At 46.2% G+C, this 13092-nt stretch carries 10 protein-coding genes; all 10 read left to right on the forward strand.

The features are described from left to right. Nucleotides 1–118: 118 nt before the first annotated feature. The 10 genes from dapG (at nucleotide 119) to ymfI (ending at nucleotide 12948) form a co-directional block, all read left to right on the forward strand. Nucleotides 119–1336, forward strand: a complete 1218-nt coding sequence (gene dapG, locus NKT06_RS11400; protein ID WP_253433880.1) for an aspartate kinase — start codon at nucleotides 119–121, stop codon at nucleotides 1334–1336. A 47-nt stretch (nucleotides 1337–1383) separates the two neighbouring features. Beyond that, nucleotides 1384–2262 (forward strand): 4-hydroxy-tetrahydrodipicolinate synthase, encoded by an 879-nt coding sequence (gene dapA, locus NKT06_RS11405; RefSeq protein ID WP_253433883.1) that lies wholly within the window; start codon nucleotides 1384–1386, stop codon nucleotides 2260–2262. A 476-nt stretch (nucleotides 2263–2738) separates the two neighbouring features. Next, nucleotides 2739–4418: a ribonuclease J gene (locus tag NKT06_RS11410; RefSeq protein ID WP_062833839.1), complete on the forward strand. Its 1680-nt coding sequence runs from the start codon at nucleotides 2739–2741 to the stop codon at nucleotides 4416–4418. A gap of 223 nt (nucleotides 4419–4641) precedes the next feature. After that, nucleotides 4642–5415, forward strand: coding sequence for a ClpP family protease (locus NKT06_RS11415; RefSeq protein WP_253433885.1), 774 nt, complete (start codon nucleotides 4642–4644; stop codon nucleotides 5413–5415). Continuing rightward, nucleotides 5412–5642, forward strand: coding sequence for a YlzJ-like family protein (locus NKT06_RS11420; RefSeq protein ID WP_036609282.1), 231 nt, complete (start codon nucleotides 5412–5414; stop codon nucleotides 5640–5642). The genes NKT06_RS11415 and NKT06_RS11420 overlap by 4 nt, the downstream gene beginning before the upstream one ends. 90 nt (nucleotides 5643–5732) lie before the next feature. After that, the gene (locus NKT06_RS11425) at nucleotides 5733–8471 is read left to right on the forward strand and encodes an FtsK/SpoIIIE family DNA translocase (RefSeq protein WP_253433887.1); all 2739 of its coding nucleotides are present in this window, start codon (nucleotides 5733–5735) and stop codon (nucleotides 8469–8471) included. 186 nt (nucleotides 8472–8657) lie between these two features. Further along, on the forward strand, nucleotides 8658–9485 hold the full coding sequence (gene sleB / locus NKT06_RS11430) for a spore cortex-lytic enzyme (RefSeq protein WP_253433890.1): 828 nt from the start codon (nucleotides 8658–8660) through the stop codon (nucleotides 9483–9485). Nucleotides 9486–9611: 126 nt separating this feature from the next. Further along, nucleotides 9612–10892 (forward strand): EF-P 5-aminopentanol modification-associated protein YfmF, encoded by a 1281-nt coding sequence (yfmF, locus tag NKT06_RS11435; protein ID WP_253433892.1) that lies wholly within the window; start codon nucleotides 9612–9614, stop codon nucleotides 10890–10892. Nucleotides 10893–10895: 3 nt separating this feature from the next. Next, on the forward strand, nucleotides 10896–12176 hold the full coding sequence (gene yfmH / locus NKT06_RS11440) for an EF-P 5-aminopentanol modification-associated protein YfmH (RefSeq protein WP_253433894.1): 1281 nt from the start codon (nucleotides 10896–10898) through the stop codon (nucleotides 12174–12176). A gap of 1 nt (nucleotide 12177) precedes the next feature. Next, on the forward strand, nucleotides 12178–12948 hold the full coding sequence (gene ymfI, locus NKT06_RS11445; RefSeq protein WP_253433898.1) for an elongation factor P 5-aminopentanone reductase: 771 nt from the start codon (nucleotides 12178–12180) through the stop codon (nucleotides 12946–12948). Nucleotides 12949–13092 lie beyond the last annotated feature (144 nt).

Below are 13092 nucleotides of genomic sequence, written 5' to 3' on the forward strand. Positions count from 1 at the left end.
TTGTGAATGTTTGCGTCATGATCTCGATAACAATCGCATCAGAACGCTCCCTAGAGTGATCCATTTGTTGATTTGACCCGTGTCCAGTCTTCTTGCGTACACAAATGGAGGAATAAAGATGCGTATCATGGTACAGAAATTCGGAGGCACGTCTCTCTCCACTGTTCAGGCGAGAGAGCATGTGCTCCGTCACGTTAAACGTGAACTTGAGGCAGGATTGAGTCTAGTCATTGTTGTGTCTGCGATGGGTCGCCGCGGCGAGCCATATGCAACCGATACGTTGCTGGACTGGGCTGCACAGAACGGAAACGCACTATCCGCACGCGAAAAGGATTTACTGCTGTGCTGTGGTGAAATCATATCAGCGACGACTTTGAGCAGTTTACTCGAACATGAAGGCATTCCAACTACAGTGCTGACCGGTGCACAAGCAGGTTTTGTGACGGACGACAATTTCGGGAATGCCCGGATATTGGATGTCCGTCCTGTTCGTGTGTTGGAGCAGCTTCAGCTCGGCCGTGTCGTCATTGTAACCGGATTCCAGGGCCAGACGGAGAACGGAGACTTCACGACACTGGGGCGTGGGGGAAGTGATACGTCTGCAACAGCACTTGGTGCAGCATTACGTGCTGAAATGGTGGATATCTACACCGATGTGAACGGGATACTCACTGCCGATCCGCGAATTGTTGAGGATGCGCGTCCGTTGACTGTTGTGAGTTATGCTGAGATCTGTAATATGGCCCACCACGGGGCCAAGGTCATCCATCCACGTGCGGTCGAGATTGCCATGCAATCCCAGATTCCAGTACGGGTAAGATCTACTTTTGCAGACACGGAAGGAACGCTGGTTACGCATCCGGAAGGATTTCGGGATGTGCAGACAGGCATTGTTGACCGTTATGTAACAGGTATCGCCTACGTGAGCAATGTAACGCAAATTACGGTGGATGTGCCTGGTGGAGCAGATCGATTGCAACTAAAAGTGTTCAAAACCATGGCCGAGAATTCGATCAGCGTTGATTTTATTAATGTTACCCCCTCGGGAGTTGTCTATACGGTTTTTGACAGTGATTCCGAGAAAGCCATACAAGTATTGCAGGAGATAGGTCTCAAGCCACAAAGCCTGTCCGGTTGCGCAAAAGTGTCCGTTATTGGCGGAGGCATTAATGGTGTACCTGGAATTATGGCTCGAATCGTCGAGTCCTTGACACTGGCTGACATTCAGATCCTGCAATCGGCAGATTCGAATACAACGATCTGGGTACTCGTAAAAAAAGAAGATATGGTTCAGGCCCTGAGGGCACTTCACGCCTCATTCGAACTTCATTTGTAAATAACTGAAGTTAGAGGAGCCAAACCTGTTTTGAAGGAGGAATCGAATTGGACTTTGGAAGATTGATTACAGCAATGGTCACTCCGTTCAATGAACAAGGAGAGATTCATTGGGAGGAAACGGCACGTCTAATCGACTATCTGATTGTAGATCAAAAGTCGGAGACGCTTGTGGTTTCCGGAACAACAGGGGAGTCTCCAACACTTAGTGATACTGAGAAAGTTCAATTATTCGAATTTGCAGTGAAACATGCGGCCGGTCGGTGCAAAATTATAGCCGGAACGGGAAGCAATAACACGGCACATTCCATCCATTTGACACAGGAAGCTGAACGTGCCGGAGTGGATGGCATATTGTTGGTTGTTCCGTATTACAACAAACCAAGCCAAGAAGGTTTGTTCAGACATTTTGAAGCGATTGCAGGCTCTACTAAGCTGCCAATTATGCTGTACAACGTGCCTGGGCGTACAGTAACCAGCCTGTCCGCAGCAACAACGCTTCGTCTTGCAGAGATCCCTAATATCGTCGCTACGAAGGAATGTGCGTCTACGGAGCAGGTTACGCTGATTGCAGCGAGTGCTCCAGAACATTTCAGAGTCTATTCCGGTGACGATGCTTCAGGCTTGCCGGCGATTGCGGTTGGAGCACATGGAATTGTCAGCGTGGCGAGTCATGTCGTAGGGGCAGAAATGAAGAAAATGATTGACGCCTTCTATGGCGGAGAACCTCTTCAGGCTGCTCAGATTCATCAGCAGCTGTTCCCTGTGTTTAAAGGCCTGTTTGAGTGTCCACAGCCTCTACCGAACCCGGTAGCAGTGAAATATGCGCTGACTTTGCGTGGTTTGAACGTTGGCTCCGTACGATTGCCTCTTATTCCGCCAACGGAAGAGGAGCAGGTTTATATCAAAGAACTGCTTAATTTGTAATCATTTTGGTTGTATATGGCACTATTTTATTAATCATGGAATATCCTTCAGATCAGCAAAAGAACCGCTCCTCTTCGTAGAGGATGCGGTTCTTTTTTTTATGAGTAATGTGAGGTTTCTTTTCCATTGCTAAAGGGAAACCTACAGGTTAACGAGAGAGTGACTTGTTTTTTTTGTTTTTAATCATGTATAATGATGTCAAGTGACTGGGTGCGGTATTTTTTTGAAATTGAAAGCGACATCGTTTCGTGGTGTAGCTTTGCGGTGAAAAAGGAAGGAACGGCTAAGAGGAAATTTCAACTCCAACTTGTTGGTAAAAGGGAATAACTTCGAAGAACTTCTTCCAAATATCGTGAATAAAGGTGTTCTTTTGCATTCATCCCGATAGATGGGTATGTGATGTATGGACTACTTTTCTTAACTTACAATAAATAATAAGGTACGACGTCCAACTACCATAGGAGGTTTAGATTCATTTGTCTAAGAAAAATAATAACGATAAACTGATGATTTTTGCTTTGGGCGGCGTAGGCGAGATTGGTAAAAATATGTACGTCATCCAATACGCCAACGACATTGTAGTCGTAGATGCTGGTCTTAAATTCCCTGAAGAAGATATGCTTGGTATTGATATTGTCATCCCTGACATTTCTTACCTGACTGAGAACCGTGACAAAGTAAGAGGAATTATCCTTACTCACGGACATGAGGATCACATTGGTGGTCTGCCATATGTTCTCAAACATCTGAATGTTCCTGTATACGGAACAAGACTGACGCTTGGACTTGTAGAAAACAAGTTGAAAGAAGCGAACTTGCTGGGTGAAACAAAACGTATTCTGATTGATGCGGATTCCGAGATTCAACTTGGAACTGCATTGAAAGCATCGTTCTTCGCTACTAACCATAGTATTCCGGATTCTGTTGGTGTATGTGTCGAAACACCGGAAGGTGCAGTTGTTCACACGGGTGACTTCAAATTCGACCACACTCCAGTCAATGGTCAATATGCAGATCTTCAGCGTATGGCACAGATCGGAACAAATGGCGTGCTAGCGCTGTTGTCTGACAGTACGAACGCTGAGAAACCTGGATTCACACCATCGGAGAAAAATGTGGGTATCGTTCTCGAAGATATCTTCCGTAAAGCAAGTCAACGTGTTGTTGTAGCGACTTTTGCATCGAACGTACACCGTATCCAACAGGTGATCAACGCAGCAGAAGTGACTGGACGTAAAGTTGCAGTTATCGGACGCAGCATGGTGAATGTGGTGGGTATTGCTTCAGAACTGGGTTACCTTGAGATTCCGGATGGCATGATCATTGAACCTGAAGAAGTAGGCAAGATGGCTGCTGATCGTGTCGTGATTCTCTGCACAGGAAGTCAAGGAGAGCCAATGTCAGCACTGACACGTATGGCTCGTTCCACGCACCGTAAAGTGGACATCCTGCCAGGCGACACCGTTATTATCGCAGCAACACCGGTTCCAGGTAATGAAAAATATGTAGGCCGTACGATTGATGAACTGTTCCGTCTGGGCGCTAACGTGCATTACAGCGGTGCTAACAGTGGTGTTCACGTATCTGGTCACGGTAGCCAGGAAGAGTTGAAACTGATGCTCAACCTGATGAAACCGAAATTCTTCTTGCCAATTCACGGTGAATTCCGTATGCAGCGTCGCCACGCGGTTCTTGCTGAATCTGTAGGAGTAGAACCGGAAAACATTTTCATCACGGATATCGGTGAAGTTATTGAAATCCAAGGTGGAGCAGCACGTAGAGCAGGTAAAGTCACTGCAGGTAACGTATTGATCGACGGCTTGGGTGTAGGCGATGTGGGTAACATTGTATTGCGTGACCGCAAATTGTTGTCACAAGATGGTATCCTTGTTGTTGTTGTAACACTGAGCAAACAGGATGGAAAAATTGTTTCCGGTCCTGACATCATCTCTCGCGGATTTGTGTATGTACGTGAATCGGAAGGACTTCTTGATGAGGCCAACCGCATCGTTAGCAGCACATTGCAGAAGTTGATGAGTGAGAACGTTAACGAGTGGGCTTCACTCAAAACGAATGTTAAAGATGCACTTGGACGCTTCCTGTATGAGCAAACTCGTCGTAGACCGATGATTTTGCCAATCATTATGGAAGTTTAAAATAGGCTAAACAAAAAACATATATTCAGGCACACAGTCGCCCCTTCTCTACGAGTAATATTGGACGGTTCCTCGTAGAGAAGGGGCTTTTTTTGCGTTTTTCAGGAAGATCCGCAATATGGTCAATATGTGAAGCAATTTAGATGTAGCGGGTATAAGGCGGCTGGAAAAATCCCCATACTAAGGAATACATTAAACGTTTCTGGAGAAGGGGATTAATGAAATGAATGAACGTATGAATGACAAGCAGGCGTCAAAATCCAATCAACCGGAAGTTGAAGCGCCGGAGATTCCGATTCAGGAGGACAAGAACATCTCTCCCGTTACAGAGACTATTCAGCAATTTGGGCAGACACAGTCGCCGGCAGGTGAATCGAATATTTTCTGTATGACCATTATTGGACAGGTCGAAGGGCATTTGATTTTGCCGCCACAAAATAAAACTACAAAGTATGAGCATATTATCCCACAGCTGGTGGCTGCAGAGCAGAATCAGCGTATTGAAGGTATACTGATCATTTTGAACACGGTAGGTGGAGATGTAGAGGCCGGTCTGGCCATTGCAGAGATGATCGCTTCTCTAAGCAAACCTACGGTTACTGTGGTCATTGGAGGCGGACATAGCATTGGAGTGCCGATTGCTGTAGCTTCAACGTATTCCCTGATTGCAGGAAGTGCAACGATGACGATCCATCCCATTCGGATGAACGGCCTTGTCATCGGTGTACCGCAGACGTTTGAGTATATGGAGAAAATGCAAGAGAGGGTTGTACGGTTCGTGACTTCTCATTCGAATATCTCTGAAGAGATGTTCAAAGAACTGATGTTTAAGACCGGTGAGTTGAATCGGGACATCGGCACAGCTGTAGGAAGCGCGGATGCAGTGAAATATGGATTGATGGATGCGGTAGGCGGAATTGGGCAAGCCATTGCTCAGTTAAATCAGCTCATAGGAGACAAGAGACAGACGCTGCAAGCGGGAGGTTATACCCAATGACGTTATATACAGTAATGCCCCCTGAACAACTCTGGTCAGGAATGTGGAAAGAGGGCGAAGATACAAGAGAAATTAAGATGAATGGTTTATTAATGCAGGTGAGGCCTGTAAATGACAATGAAGCCGTTATCGTACGTTTGCTGGATTGTCCACTCGAAGCCTATCTCAATCCTGCTAATATGCCCGGTTCGACCATTCCGCTTTCAGGTAACTTGGGATCAGCATAACGCGACGAATTCAGACAAATTGAGCAGAAAAAGAACATATGTACGGATTATATTTGTATGGTATAATATTCTTCTGGGGGTGACCTGATTTTGGCCAGAAGAAAAAAGAGGAAAAAAAAGGGCGCTGGTTTTAGTGGCGTTTTAAAATATGAAATTTACGGAATTGTGCTTATTACCCTTGCTGTCATTGCATTATCGGGTGAAGCCACCGTTGGACGTTCGCTTTCCAAGATGTTCGGACTGATGCTTGGTAAGTTTTATTTTGCGATTCCACTTGTTGGTATTTATTATGGTCTCATGGTGATGATTCACCGGAAATGGCCGAGTGGCTGGACCACACGCAAAACAGGACTGGTATTGCTGGTCTTTGCCTTAACCCTGATGAGTACCGTCTCGGCAATGCACCAGAAGCTCATTCCGGTTGGTGCGCTTGAGCCTGGTGCTGTGATTACACAGGTACATAATGATATGCAAACCGAGTTGCTAACCCCTGCTGCACCAGGGGAGAGAGACTCCATGCTTAACAAGGATATCAGCGGTGGTTATCTTGGGGCTGGACAATTTGCTCTTTTCCTGTGGCTGTTCGGCAGCCTGGGTGCGAGACTCATCATGATTGTCATGTTTGTCATCAGTTTTATGTTGATTACGAGTCTATCTTATGTGGATCTGATTCGAATATTCCGAACCAAGATTTGGGATGCCGGGAGTTCGATGTACAAAAAGCTGGAGTCAAGGCCTTCTGCACGTTCTGCTTCTGTGACTGATGGAAGGAAGAAAGGTAACGCTCGTAAAGTGGTACCTGTTCCTGTTGACGATGATGAAGACGAGTATGAGGATGAATTAGAGGAACAGCATCTGCCAAAACGAAAAGCACCAATATTCTTCCAGCTTTTCGGAAAATGGGGAGCTAATCGAGAACAGGCGACATCAGGACGTGAAATGGATGAGGACGATTCGGTTGAAACAGAACAGATTGTATACCGCGCTGAACAAGATCACAATGTAGAGTCGTGGCAGGATGCAAACGAAGACGTAGCGAACAAATCAGCTTCTTCACATGTTCCTGTTCAGGCTAAACCTAACTCAGCGCCAATCATTCGAGACTTTTTCGAGCATGTCAGAGCCGAAGATGCAAGCATTGAAGATGATCTGGACGATGCTTATCCATTCCCTGATGATCTCGCTGATCCAAACGTAGTTCAACAGGGCGAACATGCCATTAAAATAACGGATGAACTGGTAGAGACAGAGTGGTCAGCATCCGGTGCGGGTATGGATGAGCTGAATGCAGTGGATGGGATTCAGAGTGGAGAAGAAATGCCTAATGATGCAATATTGGGAACAGATACTCCGACTCCTGAAGGGCAGGACAAACAACCAGTGAAACCACCACCGCCTCCTCCTAAGCCGTACAAGCTGCCATCCTTCCGTCTTCTTGCCAAGCCTAACAATGCGGGCAAGGCGGGTGATCAGAAGGATTATATGCAGACAGCGCGCAAGCTGGAAGCTACACTGGAAAGCTTCGGTGTTCGTGCCAAAGTACTTGAAGTGGTTCGGGGTCCTGCTGTTACAAGGTATGAAATTCAGCCTGATATTGGAGTTAAGGTCAGCAGGATTGTCAGCCTAACTGATGACATCGCGTTGGCTCTGGCTGCAAAAGATATTCGGATGGAAGCGCCGATTCCCGGGAAGTCCGCTATAGGTATCGAGGTACCTAATGGCGAGGTGTCGGTTGTAACGATGCGTGAAGTAATGGAGACTGCAACATTCCAGGATGCAGAATCCAAAGTGACTATTGCATTTGGCCGAGATATCTCCGGACAGACAATCATTGGTAACTTGGCTCGTATGCCCCATTTGCTGGTCGCAGGTGCTACAGGTTCCGGTAAGTCGGTATGTATTAACGGAATTATTACCAGCATATTGTACAAAGCAAAGCCGGATGAAGTGAAGTTCTTGATGGTCGATCCTAAAATGGTTGAGTTGAACGTATATAACGGAATTCCACATCTGATGGCGCCAGTAGTAACTGATCCTAAACGAGCGTCACTTGCTCTCAAAAAGATTGTGGTCGAGATGGAGAAACGATATGAACTGTTCTCCAAATCAGGCACGCGTAACGTTGAGGGCTACAATAATCTGATGAAAGATAATCCTGCGGCTGTTCTGCCTTATATCGTTGTCATTGTGGATGAGCTTGCAGATCTCATGATGGTTGCAGCCGGAGATGTCGAGGATGCCATTGCGCGCCTCGCTCAGATGGCTCGTGCAGCCGGAATCCATCTGATTATTGCCACACAACGACCTTCTGTTGACGTTATTACCGGGGTAATCAAGGCCAACATTCCATCGAGAATTGCCTTCGGCGTATCCTCACAAGTGGATTCCCGAACGATTCTGGATATGGGTGGGGCAGAGAAGCTGTTGGGTCGTGGAGACATGTTGTTCATGCCAATGGGTGCATCAAAACCGGTTCGGGTACAAGGTGCATTTATGAGCGATGAAGAAGTCGAGAATATTGTAAACTACGTACGTGGTCAAGGTGAAGCACAGTATGATGAGTCCATTGTACCTGAAGTGGATGATTCCACTCAGGCAGCAGATGAAGTACAGGATGAGTTATATGAGCAAGCGGTACAGATTATTCTTGAGGCAAAACAAGCTTCTGTCTCTCTGTTGCAACGTCGTATGCGGGTTGGTTACACACGTGCAGCGCGTTTAATTGACTCCATGGAAGCCCGGGGGGTCATCGGCCCTTACGAGGGTAGCAAACCACGGGAAGTGCTGGTATCACTTGAACAGTATCAACAGAATAAAATAAGCTCATAGTGACTTGGAGCATCGGTCGATTAAGCCCTCAACCTATTGGTTGGGGGCTTTTTGTATGCTCTGCAGACTGAAGTTTTGCCATCTACTCCAAAGATCGGATGATTTGGTGCATAGGAAACAAGCAGGCTTGTCATAATAACCTTAGCGATTCTGTTAATCCCACAAGAGAAAGGTAGAGCACAGTCGATGCGAAAAATGAACCTATGGCTTTTCACTGCTATTTTGCTGATATCCGCATTGGGAATCCGTTATTTGCTTCCTGGGAATACAGCAACGGAAAGTTCAGCCGAGCGTACACCGCAGGTAGAAGAAAAGGCCTTGCCTACGTTTAGCAGTAATACAGTGAAATATGGAAGTTACGGTCAGGATGTATATGAGCTTCAGGGACGTCTGAAGTATCTGGGATTTTACAATGGTAAAATCGACAGTAATTTTGGCAGCAGCACATTGAAATCCGTCAAATGGTTTCAATCAGAGTTTGGCATGAAGGCAGATGGTGTGGTTGGAGCTGAAACCAAGCTCAAGCTGTACAATGCGTCAACCAAATGGTCGCCAACAGAACCGCCGCTTCACAAGGAATCCTCAGGTGGAAAGGATAGTAATAACAATACGGCAGATAAAGAGCAAGACAATATGGGATCTGCCAATGCACTCGGTCTCTCCGAGAATGAACTCAAGATTATGGCTAACGCTGTATATGGTGAAGCACGGGGTGAACCGTTTGAAGGGCAAGTCGCAGTAGCGGCAGTCATTCTGAATCGTGTAAAATCCCCAAGCTTTCCAAGTACACCCTCAGGCGTAATTTTTCAACCCGGTGCATTTACGGCTGTAGCGGACGGACAGATCTATCTGGAACCAAACGCACAAGCCAAAAAGGCAGTTGAGCAGGCCCTGAATGGCTGGGACCCGTCCGGTGGTTGTCTCTATTATTTTAATCCAAAGACAGCAACATCCAAATGGATCTGGACCCGTCCACAGGTGAAAACAATCGGGCAACATATTTTTTGTATGTGATGATGTTGGAAGCAACCAGAAGGCGTGACTTCGGTTGCTTCTTGCCTTTTGAATGGGTTAAAATGGTTGTTACATTTAGCGTAATACGATTGCATGACAAATGACGCCGTAAAGGGGTTTTGACATTTGAATACATCAGGATTTGAACGAGGTAGCAAGAGAGAGTTTCGTATACATGTGCTTCCGACTAAACGTTTCAAAACGTTCGCTATATCGCTATATGCAGGCGTTCCCTTACGAGAAGATACAGTAACCAAAGTAGCGCTGACACCCTTTGTTCTGCGACGCGGCACAGAGTCCTATCCGGAAACAACGCAATTTCGTGAACAACTGGAGCATCTGTATGGAGCCGGTTTTGGTTTTGATGTTTATAAACGCGGGGATTATCAGATTGTACAGTTTCGGATGGATACCATTAATGACTCCTTTGTTGGAGGGGATGAGCAACTGCTGGATCGTTCATTTGCCTTCCTGGGAGAGGTTCTTACCCGACCTGCACAGGAGAATGGACATTTCAGGACGTCTTATGTACAAGCAGAGCGAGAGACGGTGCGGAAAAAGCTGGAGTCCATCGTGAATGATAAAATGCGCTATGCCGCGGAACGCAGTATTGAGGAGATGTGCAAGAACGAGCCGTATCGTCTTCATCCACTGGGTGAGCGAAAGGATCTGCCTGGGATTGAGCCTGATACACTGACTGCGTCTTATCAGGAGTGGCTGCAACAGGCGAGTATGGATCTGTACGTGGTAGGGGATACGACACTGGAGGAGGTGGAGAACCTTGTTCAGCGTCATTTCAATGTAGATCGAACGTCCTCCTCCGATTACAAGACACAGGCCGCGGTTCGAGGAGATAAGGAAGTAGAGACCGTTGTTGAGCGACTGAATGTGAGTCAGGGAAAACTCAATATGGGACTCCGTACATCTATCACGTATGGAGATCCTCAGTATGCAGCAGCACTAATGTACAACGGGATTCTCGGTGGTTATCCTCATTCCAAACTGTTTGTAAATGTTCGTGAAAAAGAGAGCCTGGCGTATTACGCGTCTTCGCGATATGACGGACATAAGGGCATTGCAACGATTCAATCCGGAATTGAAATCCCTAATTATGAGAAGGCCGTCACTATCATCAAGCAGCAGCTGGAAGAAATGAAAAGCGGTACAATCAGTGATCTGGAAATGTCCCAGACCAAAGCAATGATCCGTAACCTGCTTAAGGAAATGCAGGATTCTGCCTTTGAGATGATCGCTTATGACTTCAATCGACAGTTGTCTGGCAAAGAGAGAACGGCTGAAGAACTGTTGGCTCAGGTAGAACATATTAGCAAGGAAGATGTGCGTGAGGCGGCAGAACAATTCCGTCTGGATACGATTTATTTCTTGCGGGACGAGAAGGAGGAATAGTCGGTGGAGAGCATTCGGTATGAGCATCTGCAGGAGACACTATATTACGAAGTAATGGATAACGGACTGCATGTCTATATTTTGCCTAAACCGGGATTCCAGAAAACGTATGCTACGTTTGCAACCAAGTATGGATCGGTGGATAATCATTTTCAGGTTGAAGGACAGGAAGCAGTGAAAGTTCCGGATGGGATTGCCCATTTTCTGGAGCATAAAATGTTTGAAGAACCAACAGGTGATATCTTTGCAACATTTGCGTCTTACGGTGCCTCAGCTAATGCGTTTACGAGCTTTGATCAGACGGTTTATTTGTTTTCAGCGACCGAACATGTGAATGAAAATATACAAACATTAGTCAACTTTGTGCAAAATCCTTACTTCACGGATCAAAATGTGGAAAAGGAAAAAGGCATTATCGGACAGGAAATTGACATGTATGCTGATAATCCGGATTGGCGTGTTTATTTTGGATTAATCGAAGCCATGTATCAGAAACATCCGGTGCATATCGATATTGCAGGAACGGTCGAATCCATTCGTACAATTACCAAAGAGATGTTATATGAGTGTTATAACACCTTCTATCACCCGAGTAATATGCTCTTATTCGTGGTAGGTGGTGTAGATCCACAGGAAGTCATTGATATGGTTCGTTCGAACCAGGAACAGAAAGATTATAAGCCACAGGGGAGTATTCAACGTTTCTTTGAGCCGGAACCTGAGCAGGTAGGAGAAGCCAGAAGGGAAGCCAAACTGGCTGTTTCACTGCCGAAATGTCTGTTTGGATTCAAGGAGACGGACGTTGGACTTACCGGAGAAAAATTGTTACGGCGGGATATGACAACGCAGCTGATGATGGATCTTTTGTTTGGTTCAAGCACACGATTATTTCAGAAGCTCTATGATGAAGATCTGATCTCGGACAGCTTTGGACATGAGTATAACAGTTCGCCGCAATACGCGTTTTCAGCTATTGGTGGTGATACGAAAGACCCGGATCAACTGCTGGCACGTATACGTGAGGAAGTGGATGCCATTGTAGAAAAGGGGTTTGAATCGACGGATTTTGAACGTGCACGCAAAAAGAAAATAGGCGGATATTTGCGTATGCTCAATTCTCCAGAGAACATTGCGCATGAATTTACACGTCAGCAATTCCGTGGCGGTGATTTCTTCAATATGCTTCCGCTCTATGAATCGATTACACTGGAAGATGTAAATCTCAGACTGAGAGAGCATATTCGCTGGGATCAACTGGCTGTATCGCTAGTCGTGAGTCCTTGATATGGAGAGGGGAACAGGACAATTGAAGGCAATTGGGGAAATGACTGTACTGGTAACTGGAGCAAGTGGTGGAATCGGAGCGGCTATCGCAGAACGTTTCGCCAGAGTGGGAATGAATGTTGTTATACACTATATGAAATCGCATGAAGCAGCGAATGAAGCCGCCAGACGGTGCATGGAACAGGGCAGTGGGAGAATCATGACGGTGTCTGCGGATCTTCGCAGCCGGGAACAGATTGAACGTATGCGTGAGAAGCTGGAGTCACACAATCTCATGCCAGATATCCTCGTGAACAATGCAGGAATATCGCACTATGGGATGTTGTCTGATGTTACAGAGGAGATATGGGATGAAGTGATGGCCATCAATCTCAAAGGCACGTTTATGTGTACACAGGAAATGATGCCGCACATGATCTCCCAAAGGTATGGTCGAATCATTAATGTATCGTCGATCTGGGGGCTGTCTGGTGCCTCTTGCGAAGTGTTGTATTCTACAACCAAGGGCGGGGTGAATGCATTCACCAAGGCACTTGCGAAAGAACTCGCTCCTTCCGGAGTAACCGTAAATGCTGTTGCTCCTGGCGCCGTTCAGACATCCATGTTAAACCATCTGGATCAGAGTGAATTGAAGATGCTGGAAGAGGAAATTCCGGCAGGAAGACTTGCTCAACCTGATGAAATCTCGTCACTGGTTTATTTTCTGGCCCTCCCTGAATCGGGGTATATCAACGGGCAGATTATCAGTCCAAATGGCGGTTGGTTAACGTAGAGCAGCAATAAAACTTGACTGGCTATGAACAAAATAAGTGAAGGTTGCCGAGAAGCAGCCGTCTTCCGGATTATTTTTAAGATGCTCGTATATAAAATGCCTCGAAAGCACATATTACAACTGTTGATTTTAAATCTCATGCGT

It is taken from the genome of Paenibacillus sp. 1781tsa1, from assembly GCF_024159265.1.
In the GTDB taxonomy this organism is placed as follows: Bacteria; Bacillota; Bacilli; order Paenibacillales; family Paenibacillaceae; genus Paenibacillus.